A 14,394-nucleotide genomic window follows, 5' to 3' on the forward strand; every position below is an offset into this window, starting at 1 on the left:
CAAGGGCCTCACGCCCTACGAGTTCATCTGCAAGGCGTGGGTCTCACAACCGGAACGCTTCAGGCTAAATCCGCTCCAGCAAATGCCGGGACCAAACATCTAGCTGCCCTCGCTGGCGAAATCAATCCTGCTGGTGCCATTTTCAGATACATCGTAAGATATATCTTGACTCGACCGTGGCGGGCACTTAGTTGAGATATATCGTAAGACATAACTCAAGGAGCAGACAATGCACAAAGGCGATCATTTCGGGCATCATCGTTTTGGCGAACACGCCGAGCGCGTTTTCATGCATATGGCCGGCAAGTTCGGTGGGCGCGGCGGCTTTGGCCCGTTTGGGCATGGCATGAGAGGCGGCGGACGCGGCGGGCCGGGCGACATGTTCCGCGCCGGCCGCATGCTGGCCGACGGCGATCTCAAGCTGATCACGCTGTCGCTGCTGGCCGAGGCGCCGCGGCACGGCTACGACATCATCAAGGCGCTGGAGGAGCGCACCAGCGGCGTCTACAGCCCGAGCCCCGGCGTGGTCTATCCGACGCTGACCTTCCTGGAGGAGGCCGGCTACGCCGTTTCTGCGTCGGAAGGCAACAAGAAGGTGTTTTCGATCACCGAGGCGGGGCAGGCGCATCTCAACGAAAATCGCGAGATGATCGACCACGTGCTCGACCACCTCGAGCGCTTCGGCCGCAAGATGGCGAAGGCGCGCGACTGGTTCGGCTGGAACGATGACGGCGACGGTGGCCGGCGCGGCCGCGGCCGCTCGGAAAAGCGCGACGAGTTTCGCGCCGTGCGCCACCGGCTGCGCGCCGCGCTCGGCGAAATCGTCGATGCGCCTGAAGCAAAGCAGGCCGAGGCAATCAGCATATTGGAAGCTGCCGCAGAGGCCTTGGAAGCGTTGTCGCGCGACTGATCTCTGGCTGCCAAGCCAGTTGCGGCCCTTGCCCGCTCGGCCAAGGACCGGTACTGAAAATCATCCTGCACCGCGCTATGTGGTGCAGGATGATTGCCGTTGGAGGATACCCCATGTCTTTTCTGAAGCGTCTTTTCGGCGGAGGCAACGAAGCCGCCGAGCCAAAGACAGCGGCGCCGGCAAAGCAGATCGAGCACAAGGGATTTTTGATCAGCGCCACGCCCTACAAGGCGGAGGGCCAGTACCAGACCTGCGGTGTGGTTTCGAAGGAGATCGACGGCGTGATGAAGGAGCACAAATTCATCCGCGCCGACCGCTTTGCCGGGCTTGATGACGCTGTCGACATCTCGATCAAAAAGGGCATCCAGCTGGTCGACGAGCAAGGCGAGAAGATCTTCGGATAGATCGGCTACTACAGCCTTGGGTCGATTGGCTCGCTTTCCAACGCCAGCACGGCGAAGACACACTCGTGAACCCGGCGTAGCGGCTGCTTGGCGACAAATCGCGTTAGCGCTTCATGGCCAAGCGCGAACTCTCTGAGCGCCAGGCTGCGCTTGCCGGCCAGGCCGCGTTCTCGGAGGCGGACGAGATTGTCGGGCGCGTCATATTCGGGACCATAGATGATGCGCAAATATTCCGGGCCGCGGACCTTCAGCGCCGGCTGGATGAGCCCCTTCTTGCCACGGCTGACGAAGTCGCATGGTTTGACCACCATGCCTTCGCCGCCTGAGCCAGTCAGCGCTTCCCACCAGGCGACGGCCTCGGCACACGCGCTGCCGTCGGCCAGATCAACCATACGCCATCGAGTCGGCGTGACCACGCCGCCACGGGCAGCCAGACGGTCCGCGAGCGACATGTGCCAGACATGGTCCTCGTCAAACCAAACACGTCCCTCGCTGGCCAGCAGGTGGAAAGGCGCGGCCTTAAGGTCCTCGACGCCCGAAACTGGCCATACGTAGGGCGCCCAGGCGGTGGCGTATTTGGCTGCGCGGACGGCCCGGTCTTCAAGGCGTGCGTTCAGGCCGGCTGCATCGACGCCGCGCGCCATCGCACGGGCCAGCGCCTCGCTGCTGGCCTTGAGACCGGCGGCAGAGGATGTGGCCACAGGCGCATACTGGCTTTCGATCAGACTGCCGGCCTTGGCCGACCAAGGCATTATCTCGGCGTCCAGCAGCAGCCAGTCGCTGTTCAATTCCTTCCACAGGTCCGCCGCGTCGACCTCGGTGCGGAGACGGGCGAGCAGGTCCTCCGTCATGGCACTGTCATTGAAAAAGGAGCGTCCGGTGCGGGTCCAGATTGCGCCGGTTTCGTCGCCAGAGACCCCGAAGCGGCTGCGTGCCGCCTGCGCGTTCCGGCAGAGCGCGATCACTGCCCGCGAACCCATGTGCTTCTCCTCGCACACGATCTGCGCAACGCCGCGCTCGCGGAAGTAAGCGAAGGCATCCTCCGGACGTTCCAGCCAGCCGTCCTGGCTGCTGGTCTCGGACGGCGACATGGTCGGCGGCAGATAGATCAGCCATTGCGGCGAGAGCGCGAAGCGGCTCATCACCTCCAGTGCTGCCGACGCGTTCTCCTCGGCCACGACAATCCGGCCCCTCAGTCCGGTCTCGATCCAACGGCGACCGGAGACATCCTGATAATCGAGCACGCCGTCGGCGTCGGCCTGTGCCGATTTACCGGGACCGGACCCGCCCAGCGGACGTATCGGCTCCGACCAGGTCTGGATTGCCGGCACCTCGACCAGTTCGCGTTCCGGCCAGCGCAAGGCCGTCAGCTTGCCGCCGAATACGCATCCGGTGTCGATGCACAGGGTGCTGTTGACCCATTCAGCCGATAGCGTGGGCGTATGTCCATAGATAATGGCCGTCTTGCCACGATAGGCCGCGGCCCAGTCGGCGCGGACGGGCAGCCCGAACTCGTCGGTCTCGCCTGTGGTCTCGCCGTACAGAGCGAACTCGCGCACAGCGCCGGAACCGCGTCCGATCATCTCTTCCTTGAGGCCGGCATGGGCGACGGCGAGGCCTCCGCCATCGAGCCAGACATGGCTGCGCAGGCCGTCGAGAAAGGCCGGCAGCGCCTCGCGCAGGCCTCGGTCCTGTGCATTTAGCTGATCGACAGTCTGCTGGAGGCCGTGAGCGACCGTGACCTTGCGGCCTTCTAGCCAGCGGCTGAGTTTGCGTTCATGGTTGCCCTGGACACAGTATGCGGTTCCAGCCGCGACCATGCTCATGGCAATGCGCAGCACGTCGGGCGAGTTGGGGCCGCGATCGACGAGGTCGCCGACAAAGACGATCTTGCGGCCCTCTGGTGGGACCACGGTGACCGTTCGGTCGCCCTGATGCTCAGACCAGACGATGCTGTAGCCCAATCGAGCGAGCAGGATATGAGCTCATCCGAACAGCCGTGGATGTCGCCAATGATATCGAACGGGCCATGGTCGTCGCGCTTATCGGTCCACAGCGGCTGTCGCGACACCTCGGCCGCGTCGATGCTGGCCTCGCTGGTAAGCTTCCAGACTTGGCGGAAGCCCTCGCGTTGGAGGCCGCCAAGACCCTTGCGGATCTCGGTTGTCATGCGCTGGGCGACCCCGGCGCCAAACGGCCGGTCGGCTCGCACCGCATTGCGTGCGACGCACACCTCGACGCCTGGATCGAGGACCACGGCGACCGGCAAAGCGTGCCACTTGCGCGCCAGCTCAATCCAGGCCTTGCGGTCGGCGGCTCGCACATTGGTGGCGTCGATGACGGCCAGCCTGCGGTGTTTGAGCCGCTGGCCGGCTATTTCGCGAACCAGGTCGAAGGCATCCGCAGAGACGTCCTGGTCGGTTTCGTCGTCGGAGATCAGCGCCCGGCACTGGTCCGAGGAGATAATCTCGGTCGTCAGGAAATGCTTGGCGGCGAAAGTCGACTTGCCCGATCCGGTCGAGCCGATCAGCACGACGAGGGCGAAGTCAGGAATGGTGAGGTTGGTCTTATCGGGTTCTCTCATCGGGTGAACACCGCCATCTGTGTGGGGGCGCCGAGGGTCGGGTCCTCGGCTCCGATACCGCTGAAGGTGGCTGCATAGCCATAGATCTCGGTGATTTTGGCCGCCCAGGCTTGGAACTGAGCCCGGCTCCATTCGAAACGGTGATCGGGATGGCGAAATGCGCCAGGGACCAGTCTTGGAAACAGAGCGTTGTAGTCCGCATTCGGAGTGGTCACGATGACGGATTTGGGCGCCGTCTCACCGAAAACGATGCGTTCGACCAGGGGCAGCCTGTCCTCGTCGAGATGCTCGATGACCTCGACCAGAACGGCGACGTCGGCTGCGGCCCAACGGCTGTCCCGGTAGGTCAGCGATCCATGCAGCAGCGTGACCCGGGCCTCGGGCGGCCCGCCTAATTCGTTCAGCTTGAGACGCTTTGCGGCCCATTCCAGTTCGCGCGCCGCCGGATCCAGACCGAACAGCTTGTGGATCCATCGCTCGCGCACCAGCCTGTCGAGCAGCTTGCCTTCACCGCATCCCAGGTCCGCAACCGTGGTTCCTCCCGTCGCCCGAATGGCGTGGACAACTGCGTCCATGCGCAGATCGTTGAGCCGGATCGGCGTCTCCAGCGCTTCCTCGGGCGTAACGCGCGGCTCGGCAGGTTGTGCCTCGCCAGCCGTCTCGGGAGCCAGCCGCTCCAGGGCGATGCGGGCCAAAGCCCGGCGATTGCCAAGGTAGCGGCGCACGATCAGGTCTTTGGCCGGATGGTTTTCCAGCCAGCCCTCTCCCTTGGACAGCAGCTTGTCGATCTCTGCTTCGCCGACCCAGTAATGCTTGGCATCGTCCATCACCGGGATCAGCACATAGAGGTGATTCAACAAGGCGCTGAGCCGGCCCGTGCCGGTCAGCTTCAGATGGCCGTATCGGGGCTCGCCTGCAACACCCCCGATTCCTTTGATTGGCGTCAGATCGACTGTCCAGCCCAAGGGTTCGAACAAACTTCGAACCAGAACCTCACCGCCGCGCATTGGCAGTGGCGTAACCACGGCTTCCAGCGGCAGTTCGCTGTCGGCCAGTTCCTGGCGCTCCTTCGATATACCGGTCATCGCCGTCCGCAGCATTTTATTCAGCGCCACCGACAGGAAGGATGATGCTGCGTAAGGCCGGTCGTTCACATATTGGTCTAGCAGGCCTTCTGCCTGGCCCTTGCCCCGCACCAGGCCCACAGGATCGACATCGAGCAGGAGTGCAGCCTCGCAACGCTCTTCGGTTGCCTCGGGATAGAACAGCCACGCCTTGCCGAAAGACAGGTCGGTCTCGTGCAGGCGATCCGGATGCTTGTGCAGCAAGAAGCCGAGATCGGTGGCCGGACGGTGCGTTGTGGCAACGGAAAGGAACATCCGCGACCGATAGCGCAGACAAGCGGAATAACCAATGGCGGTTGTGTGGCCCACCACAATAGGTTGTCGCCAACGACAACAAGGGCAGGCGCCGGGCGCCTGCCCTTGTACAATTCAGACGATCCTGACGCTTTACGCCGCGGTGGCGACGCGCTCGGCATTACCGGTCGCGGCCACAATGGCGTCGACCTTGGTCGAAGCCTTGGCCAGCGCTGCTGCCACCGCATCGGCGCCCATGCCGACTCCTTCGATGCGGATGACCTCGACATCGGTCATGCCGAGGAAGCCAAGCACGCTGCGCAGGTAGGGAATGGCGTGATCGAACTGCACGGCCGCACCTTCGGAATAGATGCCGCCCGAAGCCAGCACGATGTAGACCTTCTTGCCGGTGACGAGGCCCTTGGGGCCGTTCTCGCCATAGGCAAAGCTCTTGCCGGAACGGGCAATGTGATCGACCCAGGACTTCAGCGTCGAGGAGATGTTGAAGTTGATGAAGCCGGTGGCGAGAATCACCGAATCGGCGGCGAACAGTTCATCCAGCACGACATCGGAGACGCCAACGACTTCAGCCTGGCGCGAGGTGCGCGCTTCGGCCGGCGTGTAGATGCCGGTCGCATAATCGGCATCGATGTGCGGCAACGGATTGGCGACGAGGTCGCGCACGACAAGCGTGTTCGACGGATCGGCGGCAACAAGCTTTTCAGCGAATTCAGTAGCAATACGGGTCGAGTGCGAGGCAGCGCCGCGCGGGCTCGATGTGACAAGAAGGATGGACATAATGGGGTCTCCAGGGTTGGATCAAAATCTCCCGGCAGATATGTGTGCGCAGACCCATTTGAAAAACTGGTATATTTTGTATATTATCCATCTAAAATGTGGATTGAACGATGCAACCGAACCCGACGCTTGACCAACTGCAGATCCTGGTTGCGGTGGCCGAGACCGGCAGCTTCTCGGCCGCCGGGCGCAAATTGAATCGCGCGCAATCGGTGATCAGCTACGCCATCGCCAACCTCGAAGCGCAGCTCGGGCTGAAGCTGTTCGAGCGCGAGGGCACGCGTGAACCGCAACTGACCGATGTCGGCAAGGCGACGCTGGAAGATGCGCGGCGCATGGTCGGCGTGCTGCAACGCATCCGCTCGCGTGTCGACGGATACCGGCAGGGATTGGAGGCGGAAGTTACGCTGTCGGTCGACGTGACGCTACCGTCGCCGGTGCTGGTTCGGGTGCTAAAGGCATTCGAGGCGCAGTTCCCTGCCGTGACGCTGCGTCTGCATATCGGCTCGCTCGGCCTTATCCTCGATCATGTTGTCGGCGGACAGGCCGATCTCGGCATCGGGGGGCTTCTGGGTGAGACGGAGGTGAATCTGCTTCGCATCGGCTTCTTCTCCCTGGTGCCAGCCGCAGCGCCTGATCACCCTCTGGCGCTGCTGCCGAGACCAGTGGCGCTAGAGGATGTCCGCGAACACATCCAACTGGTCGTCTCGGACCAGTCCGAGCGTACGCGCGGGCGTGACTATGGCGTCTTCGCCTACCGCACCTGGCGGCTGACGGATGTGCGCACCAAGCACGTGCTGATGCGCGAGGGGCTGGGCTGGGGCGGGCTGCCGCGATGGCTGATTGCCGATGATCTGGCGAACGGCCGGCTCGTCGAACTCGATCTCGAGCCTTACAGCGAAGTCCGCTCGCCGCTCTATGCCATGCACCGCGCCGATCGCAGCCCAAAACCGGCGGCCGCCTGGCTGATCGACCAGTTCAAGCGCCAGCTAGGCTGTTTCAACGAGTTCGAACCGGGTGAGGTGCCTGAGGAGGAGCCGGAGACAGGCCGTCGATCAGCGCTATGAGAACGGCGCGATAGTCCTCGATCGATGCTCCAGTTTCGGTGGCGAGCGCTGCGCGGTCGAAGGCGGCTGCGAGCACCGCGGTCAGTGCTTCCACAGGCAGTCTCGTCGTGGAGTGCGAGCGCATCGCGGCAACAAGGCCGTCGCGCAGCGAACGGTTGCCATGGCGATTGTCGATCGCATCCATGGCGGCGCGGCCGAGCACGGCCGGGCCATCAAGCAGCAAGAGCCGCGTACGGCCGGGCGCACGCATGGCAGCCAGATAGGCATCCGAGCCGCCAATCAGCGCATCGCGGGCAAATAGCGAAGGCGGCGACGCGCGTTCGATCTCTTCCGAGACGGCTTGCGCCTCCTGTTCGACCACAGCGGCAAACAACGCCTGCTTGTCGGCAAAGTGATGATAGAGCGCGCCGCGCGTGACCCCGGCAGCGGCGGCGATCTCGGGTGTACCGGTCTCGGCATAGGACTTTTCGGTGAACAGTTTGCGAGCCGCGGCGATGAGCTCGGCGCGTGTCGCGGCGGTGCGATCACGGTTGGAGCGACGAGCGGATCCTTGTTGCATACATGCAGCCTGTATGTTATTGCCATTTACCTGCAGACTGTATGTTGTTTGCCGGGAGAAGGAAAGATGAGGACGACGAGCTATTATCCGGTGCTGATGACGAGCGACGTTGCCGGCACGACAGCCTTTTATGTTGCGCATTTCGGCTTCAAGCCGCTGTTTGAGGCCGACTGGTACGTGCATCTGCGCTCAGCCGAAGATCGCCGCGTCAACCTCGGCATCGTCCAGGGCGATCATGAGACGATCCCGGAGGAAGGGCGGGGCCGCACATCTGGCCTGCTGATCAATTTCGAGGTCAGGGATCCGGATGCCATCTATGAGCGGATCACCGCCGCTGGCCTGCCGATCCTGCGAACGCTGCGCGACGAATCCTTCGGCCAGCGCCATTTCATCACCAGGGATCCCAACGGAGTGCTGATCGACGTGATCAGGCCGATCCCGCCGAGCCCAGAATTTATGGCGCAATATGCGCAGGGTGCTGCGGCGAGCTAGCTTGCCCTCGCCAACGGCATCACGGTGACCTGAGTAATGCCGGAGCGGCGCACCACCGTGCACAGTGTCTCGCGGCCGATTCGCTCGGCGTCGAGCATGCGCACCAGATCGTCGACGCCGGTGACCGGGCGGCCGTCGATGGCGGCAATAATGTCGCCTTCCCTGAGGCCGGCTTTGGCCGCCGGGCTGTTCTTTTCGACGGTGCGCAGGCGCACCGCCGTGCTGCTCGATACTTGCGACAAAAGGGCTGCGCGGCGCGGCAGGTTGGTGGTGTCGGCGGAAACGCCGATGAAGGCACGGCGCACACGGCCGAAGCGGATGATTTCCGAGATGACGAAATTGGCGGTGTTGGAAGCAACCGCGAAGGCGATGCCTTGCGCACCGTGGATCATCGCGGTGTTAACGCCGATCACCTCGCCAGCCGAGGACACCAGCGGTCCGCCAGAATTGCCGGGGTTGAGCGCGGCGTCGGTCTGGATGACGTCGTCGATCAGCCGGCCGGTGGAGGCACGCATCGAGCGGCCGAGTGCCGAGACGACGCCAGTGGTAACGGTCCATTCGAAGCCGAGCGGATTGCCGATGGCAATTGCAATCTGGCCGCGCCTCAAACGCTTGGAATCGCCAAGCGGCGCAACATCGGCAAAGTTGCCGTCGGCGCGCACCAGCGCAATGTCGGTGTCGGGATCGCGGCCGAGCACGCGGCCTTCCCTGGAGGCGCCGTCCGGCATTGACACGCGCACGCTGCGCGCATCGCCGACGACGTGGAAGTTGGTGACGACCAGCCCGTCCTGCGCGATGACGAAGCCGGAGCCATGGCCGCCCGGGCCACCGATGCGCTCGATGCGGCAGACGGCGGGCCCGATGCGGTCGACGGCATCGGCGACCGTCGCCGAATAGGCATCGAGAAGGGCATCGTCATATTGCAATTGCTGGGCGGGCAGGGCCATCCGAGGGCTCCGTTTGGAACAAGATGAACAATGCCTATATGTGCGGAGCGGCCGGACCGGCCGCGACCTGACCAGATGGCCAGTCAAATGCCCAACTAGCCGTCAGGCGAGTATCCGCCAACGCCCTGCCGGGCGATATCTGGGTCACGAAGAACCCAGGAGATAAATCATGAGCGATTTCAATCTGAGCACGTTTTCCGACGCCATTGCCGACATCGCGGCAGCCGCGGCACCAGCGACGGCCAGCTTCGCGACGCACCACCGGACGTCAACTGCTTTCCACTGGCGGGACGGCTATTTCGTCACTGCCGAGGAGGCGGTCGAGGCCGGCGAGGAGATCGAGCTGACGTTTTCTTCGGGCGAAGCCGTCAAGGCGGAACTGGTCGGCCGCGACCCGTCCACCGGCACGGCCGTTTTGAAACCGGCCGGCGCGCCGGGCGCCCCGTCACTGGTAAAGGCGGATGCGGTGCGGCCGGGCAACCTGGCGGTCGTGGCGGGCAATAGCGACGGCACCTCGCTCGCTACCTTCGGCACGGTCGGCGAGGTCGGCCCGGCCTGGCGTTCAATGCGCGGCGGCACGATCGACCGGCGCATCAACCTTGCCGTCAATGCCGGCGGCCGTTTCGAGGGTGGCCCTGTGCTCGACGCCAAGGGTGGACTGATCGGCATGCTGCTGTTCGGGCCACGCCGGCGGGCGCTGGTCATGCCTTACGAAACGATCGAGCGGGCAGTCACGACGCTGCGCGAGAAGGGTCATGTCGCGCGCGGCTATCTTGGCGCCGGCCTGCATCCGGTCCGCAATGGTGATACCCAGGGCGCCATGGTGATGAGCCTCGACGATAACGGGCCGGCGAAATCAGCCGGTCTCAGTCTCGGCGACATCATCGTGTCGTGGAACGCGGAGACGGTGCATGGCCCGCGCGAGCTGATCCGCAAGCTCGGGCCGGACAGCGCCGGTGCCTTGGTCACACTCGGCGTGGTGCGCGGCGGCGAGAATCGTGAGGTTTCCCTGACTATCGGTGAAAAACCACTGAGCTGAGGGATTGATGGTAAGCGGTGAGGTCGCCGGCAGACGGCTGACGGTGCTGATCGCGCTCGGTGACGCCGAGCGCGCACGAAGTCTGTCCGCCGTTCTCGCCGCGACCGATGATCTGCGGCCGGTTCTGGCGGGCGAAGTCGACGGACGTGGGGCGGCGGATGTCGCCATCGTCGATGATCATGGGCTACAAGGCGGTCTCTTCGACGCGGCGATGCCTCGCGTGCTGCTATCGTCGCGAGCGGCCCGTGAACGGCCGGCCGATACAGTGTTTGCCGTGCTGCCGGTGCAAGCGGACGAGTTGCTGATCGCCGCCGCCGCGCGGCTGGCGGCGGCGGGCTACCGGATTTCGCGTGACAGTCATGCTCTATCCGATCTGCATCACGATTTGCCCTTCCATGGCAGCGATCGGTTCGAAGAGGAACTGACCGACGAGCAGATCGTCCGGCCGACGCTTTCGCCGCGCGAGAGCGAAGTGCTGGCGCTGCTGGCCGAGGGCGCGCCCAACAAGGTCATCGCGCGACGGCTGAACATCTCCGTGCACACGGCGAAGTTCCACGTCGCTGCGATCCTGACGAAGCTCGGTGCCGCCAACCGCACCGATGCGATCGCCATCGCCATGCGGCAGGGCCTGGTGCTGGTCTAGTTCAGATTGTCTCAAGGCCGACGCAGCGTAACCCGCATCCGGTGTGTTGGGCCTTGCGCGGCGGTTCTCGGCCGCGCAAGGATCGTGTCTTTCATGTTGCAGGAAGGCGCAAGGATGTCGCTCAAGGGAAAGACACTTTTCATCTCCGGCGGGTCGCGCGGCATCGGGCTGGCGATTGCGCTGCGCGCCGCGCGCGATGGCGCCAATGTGACGATCGCGGCCAAGACCGCCGAGCCGCATCCGAAGCTGCCCGGGACGATCTACACGGCGGCGCACGAGATCGAGCAGGCCGGCGGCAAGGCGCTGCCGGTGCTGTGCGACATTCGGGATGAAGAACAGGTCGCCGAGGCGGTCGCCAAGACCGTGGAGAGGTTCGGCGGCATCGATATCTGCGTCAACAACGCCAGTGCCATCCAACTCACCGGCACGCTGGAGACCGATATGAAGCGCTACGATCTGATGCACCAGATCAACACGCGCGGCACTTTTCTCGTCTCCAAAATGTGCATTCCGCACTTGAGGTTGGCGGAAAATCCTCACATCTTGAATCTGGCGCCGCCGCTCGACATGAAGGCCAAGTGGTTCAAGAACCATGTCGCCTACACGATGGCAAAGTTCGGCATGTCGATGTGCACGCTGGGCATGAGCGCCGAGTTCGCCAGGGACGGCATTGCGGTCAATTCGCTATGGCCGATCTCAACCATCGACACGGCGGCGGTGCGTAACCTCCTGGGCGGGGCGACGGTGGCGGCGATGAGCCGTTCGCCCGACATCATGGCCGATGCGGCATACGCCATCCTGGTCAGGCCGTCGCGTGAGGCGACCGGCAATTTCTACATTGACGAAGAAGTGCTGCGCGCTGAGGGCGTCAGCGATTTCTCGGCCTATGCGCCGGGTGCGACAGGCCCGCTCGCCGGCGACTTTTTTGTGCCGGACGAGGTGTTCGGCCGGACGGATACCAAAATCAAAGGTATCTACTGACGGAAAGTATCTAGCTGACAGGCATATCTCTTAAAGACCGGCACAGACGCGTGCTCAGTCTTCGGCTTTCTTGGCTTTGCCAAGACCCATCAGCCGGTCGATATAGGCAAGCATCAGTGCCGACAGAACGAAGGCCAGATGAATGATGGTCAGCCACATCAGCTGGTCGGTCGTGTAGGAGACCGAGTTCAGGAACACCTGCAAGAGGTGGATCGAGGAGATCGCTACGATTGTCGAGGCGACCTTGACCTTCAGCGAGCCGACATCGATCGTGCCCAGCCAATGCACCTTGCCGTCATTTTCATCGAAGCGGCTGACGAAGTTTTCGTAACCCGAGATGATCACCATCACCACCAGTGAGGCGACCAGCGCGGCATCGATGAGGCCGAGTATTTTCAGGATGGTGTCGGTGTCATCGAGCGTGAAGGCGACGGAGACGAACTCGAACAGCTTGTTGCCGAAGGACACGGCATAGATGGCAAGTGCCGCACCCAGTCCGAGATAGAAGGCGACCAGCAGCCAGCGCGAGGCGAGAATGATCGATTCGATGGCGAGTTCGAGGCGCTTCATGCGGCGATTCGGGCTCCGTTGTCGGAGCGCCGTATTTCGGGCAGGCTGCGGCGGTTTGCAAGGTTTCAAAAAAACGAAACCCCGCCGGGGAGGGGAACCGGCGGGGCTCGTGTGTCCCGCTGGAGTCGGGACAGGGCAGGGAACGCCCTTTCCAGAATCTGGGATGGGTAACCGCGCGTTTCAAGATTGATGACCGCGCGATTCAATGGTTGATCAAATCGCGCGGTTCACATTGCGGTTTATTGGGCGCTGGCCACCGGCGCTACCAGGGGGGTAATCCGGCGGATGGCGACGCGGCGGTTCTCGCGGTTGGGTCCCGACGTGTTGACCTTGAGATACTCCTCGCCATAGCCCTGCGTCGTCAGGTTCTCCGGCGGGATGCCAAAGGCGTTGGTCAAGGCTTCGGCGACCGCCTCGGCGCGGCGGTCGGACAGAGCAAGGTTCGCTTCCGGTGTGCCGACAGCGTCGGTATGGCCCTCGATCAGGAAGCTCTCGGCCGGATTTTTCTTCAGCAGCTTGTCCATGGCGTTGGCAACACCCTCCAGCTTCTGGACCTCGGTGTCGGAAATCGAGGCCGAACCGAATTCGAAGTTGAGCGTGTCGAGGTCGATGCGGCGGGCGATGTCGCGCACGCGGGCCGAGCGCTTGACCTCGTCGATCGAATAGAGGCGCTGGACCCTCTCGACCGGCGGCCGTTCGAGGAAGGTGTAGTAGTCGTCCGGATCCTCGACCTCTTCGGAATCCAGAATGTATTCCTCTTGCGGGATGGTAAGGCGCATCGGCGGCAGGTCGTCGCCCGGGTCGCGCCAGTCTGCATCATCGTCATAGTTCCGCTCGTCGACATAGCTCAGCACATATTCGCGGCCGTCGGGCGCGATGCGTGAACGCTGGATGACGTCGCCGTAGCGGTTGCGGATGGTGACGATCCGGACACCATTGTCACGCTCGACGATTTCCCGGGTGCGATCGCCCGACAGGTCCTCATAATAGACATTCCTGGCGCCGCGGTGCATGCGCGGTGCATCGCTGCTTTCGACGAACGTCTGGTTGTTGAACTGGAGGATGACGCGGTCGCCGAATTCCCTGACGACGTTGGCACCCTGGGGGCGCGGACGACGACGAACATCCTCGATGTCCGGCGCACGCTCGACGCGCTTGCCTTTTTCCTCGGTCACCGGAACGATCTTTTCAGGCTTGATCTCCCGCTGGGCTGCCCGGTCGTCGGTGGGCGGCGGCCCCTGATCGACCGGAGCCGGCTTCGGGGCTTCCACCTGGTTCTCGCCCTGCTGGGCGGGCTGGTTGCCCTGCTGCTTACCGGCATTTTGGCCGCGCTCCTTGCCACCCTTGTGCTTGCGCAAGACATCCTTCTGGCTGTCCAGAACAGGTGCCTCGTTCGGATTGGCCTGGGCTTCACCCTGGACCGGATTTTCACCCTGGACAGGCGCGGCCTGGCCAGTCGAAGGCTGTTCGCCGGTCGAGGGCTGTTGCTCTCCTGTCACCGGCTGTTCGCCGACAGGCCTCTTGCCACGTTTCTTGATCTTGTCCTGGGGCTGTTCGCCCTGGACGGGAGCGGCCTGCTGCTCGGTCGGAGCCGGTTGGGCCTGTGGGGTCGCTTCCTTATTGGTCGGCGCCGGCTGGCCTTCCGCCTCCGTGGCGGGTCCGGTCAATTCAGCAGGCTTCTTGCGCTTGCCCGGCTTTTGTCCGGGCTCGACAGTCGGAGCCTGTTCTGCCGGGGCAGCCTCGATCTGCTGGTTCTGTTTTTGCTTCTTCTTGCGCGGATTGACGTTGGGCTGGTTGTCGTTTGCCGGCGCTGCCTGCTCGGCCGGTTGTTCCGATGGGGCCGCTTCGATCTGCTGCCGATTGCGCCGCTTCTTGCGGGGTTGCTCGGACTCGGCTGGAGCGATCTGCTCGGCCGGAGCGGATTCTGTTTGCTGCTGCTGATTGCGCCGCTTCTTGCGGGGTTGCTCGGACTCGGCTGGAGCGATCTGCTCGGCCGGAGCGGATTCTGTTTGCTGCTGCTGATTGCGCCGCTTCTTGCGGGG

The 14,394-nt window shown here is 63.6% G+C and carries 15 protein-coding genes and 2 pseudogenes; 9 read left to right on the plus strand and 8 right to left on the minus strand.

The window, feature by feature from the left end; all coding sequences use genetic code 11:
* From NKI18_RS32635 to NKI18_RS32645, 3 genes and pseudogenes are all read left to right on the plus strand, one after another.
* Window positions 1-103, plus strand: a pseudogene (locus NKI18_RS32635) (IS481 family transposase); the annotation flags it as partial.
* A gap of 126 nt (window positions 104-229) precedes the next feature.
* The gene (locus NKI18_RS32640) at window positions 230-910 is read left to right on the plus strand and encodes a PadR family transcriptional regulator (protein WP_352622447.1); all 681 of its coding nucleotides are present in this window, start codon (window positions 230-232) and stop codon (window positions 908-910) included.
* 113 nt (window positions 911-1,023) lie between these two features.
* Window positions 1,024-1,314 carry an HlyU family transcriptional regulator gene (locus tag NKI18_RS32645; RefSeq protein WP_023678291.1) on the plus strand — a complete coding sequence of 97 codons (291 nt, stop codon included), beginning with the start codon at window positions 1,024-1,026 and terminating at the stop codon, window positions 1,312-1,314.
* A gap of 8 nt (window positions 1,315-1,322) precedes the next feature.
* On the opposite strand, the gene NKI18_RS32650 is transcribed toward NKI18_RS32645, so the two are convergent.
* From NKI18_RS32650 to NKI18_RS32665, 4 genes and pseudogenes are all read right to left on the minus strand, one after another.
* Window positions 1,323-3,278, minus strand: a complete 1,956-nt coding sequence (locus tag NKI18_RS32650) for a polynucleotide kinase-phosphatase (RefSeq protein WP_353021942.1) — start codon at window positions 3,276-3,278, stop codon at window positions 1,323-1,325.
* A gap of 293 nt (window positions 3,279-3,571) precedes the next feature.
* Window positions 3,572-3,898 (minus strand): annotated as a pseudogene (locus NKI18_RS32655) (AAA family ATPase); the annotation flags it as partial.
* Window positions 3,895-5,277 carry a 3' terminal RNA ribose 2'-O-methyltransferase Hen1 gene (locus NKI18_RS32660; RefSeq protein ID WP_352622443.1) on the minus strand — a complete coding sequence of 461 codons (1,383 nt, stop codon included), beginning with the start codon at window positions 5,275-5,277 and terminating at the stop codon, window positions 3,895-3,897. The gene NKI18_RS32660 and the pseudogene NKI18_RS32655, both read right to left, overlap by 4 nt.
* Before the next feature lie 132 nt (window positions 5,278-5,409).
* On the minus strand, window positions 5,410-6,054 hold the full coding sequence (locus NKI18_RS32665; protein ID WP_352622442.1) for an FMN-dependent NADH-azoreductase: 645 nt from the start codon (window positions 6,052-6,054) through the stop codon (window positions 5,410-5,412).
* Window positions 6,055-6,164: 110 nt separating this feature from the next.
* Between NKI18_RS32665 and NKI18_RS32670 the strand changes: the two genes are divergently transcribed.
* Window positions 6,165-7,121, plus strand: a complete 957-nt coding sequence (locus NKI18_RS32670; RefSeq protein ID WP_352622441.1) for a LysR family transcriptional regulator — start codon at window positions 6,165-6,167, stop codon at window positions 7,119-7,121.
* Here NKI18_RS32670 and NKI18_RS32675 read toward each other — a convergent pair.
* On the minus strand, window positions 7,054-7,680 hold the full coding sequence (locus tag NKI18_RS32675) for a TetR/AcrR family transcriptional regulator (protein ID WP_352622439.1): 627 nt from the start codon (window positions 7,678-7,680) through the stop codon (window positions 7,054-7,056). The genes NKI18_RS32670 and NKI18_RS32675 overlap by 68 nt on opposite strands.
* Before the next feature lie 66 nt (window positions 7,681-7,746).
* Here NKI18_RS32675 and NKI18_RS32680 point away from each other — a divergent pair, with 66 nt between their 5' ends.
* A complete protein-coding gene (locus NKI18_RS32680; protein ID WP_352622437.1) occupies window positions 7,747-8,172 on the plus strand; it encodes a VOC family protein in 426 nt (141 codons plus the stop codon).
* On the opposite strand, the gene NKI18_RS32685 is transcribed toward NKI18_RS32680, so the two are convergent.
* Window positions 8,169-9,119, minus strand: coding sequence for a S1C family serine protease (locus tag NKI18_RS32685; protein WP_023678284.1), 951 nt, complete (start codon window positions 9,117-9,119; stop codon window positions 8,169-8,171). The two genes, NKI18_RS32680 and NKI18_RS32685, sit on opposite strands and share 4 nt — an antisense overlap.
* 169 nt (window positions 9,120-9,288) lie before the next feature.
* Between NKI18_RS32685 and NKI18_RS32690 the strand changes: the two genes are divergently transcribed.
* From NKI18_RS32690 to NKI18_RS32700, 3 genes are all read left to right on the plus strand, one after another.
* On the plus strand, window positions 9,289-10,158 hold the full coding sequence (locus tag NKI18_RS32690; protein WP_023678283.1) for a S1C family serine protease: 870 nt from the start codon (window positions 9,289-9,291) through the stop codon (window positions 10,156-10,158).
* 7 nt (window positions 10,159-10,165) lie between these two features.
* Entirely contained in the window at window positions 10,166-10,801 is a 636-nt protein-coding gene (locus NKI18_RS32695) for a helix-turn-helix transcriptional regulator (protein ID WP_352622435.1), read from the plus strand.
* 114 nt (window positions 10,802-10,915) lie between these two features.
* The gene (locus tag NKI18_RS32700; RefSeq protein ID WP_352457549.1) at window positions 10,916-11,782 is read left to right on the plus strand and encodes an SDR family oxidoreductase; all 867 of its coding nucleotides are present in this window, start codon (window positions 10,916-10,918) and stop codon (window positions 11,780-11,782) included.
* A gap of 54 nt (window positions 11,783-11,836) precedes the next feature.
* On the opposite strand, the gene NKI18_RS32705 is transcribed toward NKI18_RS32700, so the two are convergent.
* Together NKI18_RS32705 and NKI18_RS32710 are read right to left on the minus strand one after the other, a co-directional pair.
* The gene (locus tag NKI18_RS32705; protein WP_352450730.1) at window positions 11,837-12,352 is read right to left on the minus strand and encodes a TIGR00645 family protein; all 516 of its coding nucleotides are present in this window, start codon (window positions 12,350-12,352) and stop codon (window positions 11,837-11,839) included.
* Between the two features lie 239 nt (window positions 12,353-12,591).
* Window positions 12,592-14,019 carry an OmpA family protein gene (locus NKI18_RS32710; RefSeq protein WP_352622433.1) on the minus strand — a complete coding sequence of 476 codons (1,428 nt, stop codon included), beginning with the start codon at window positions 14,017-14,019 and terminating at the stop codon, window positions 12,592-12,594.
* A gap of 30 nt (window positions 14,020-14,049) precedes the next feature.
* Between NKI18_RS32710 and NKI18_RS32715 the strand changes: the two genes are divergently transcribed.
* Window positions 14,050-14,394 (plus strand): hypothetical protein (locus tag NKI18_RS32715; RefSeq protein ID WP_353021948.1); only part of this gene is annotated, 345 nt, incomplete at its 3' end.

Source organism: Mesorhizobium sp. M0800, assembly GCF_040320095.1.
Classification (GTDB): domain Bacteria; phylum Pseudomonadota; class Alphaproteobacteria; order Rhizobiales; family Rhizobiaceae; genus Mesorhizobium.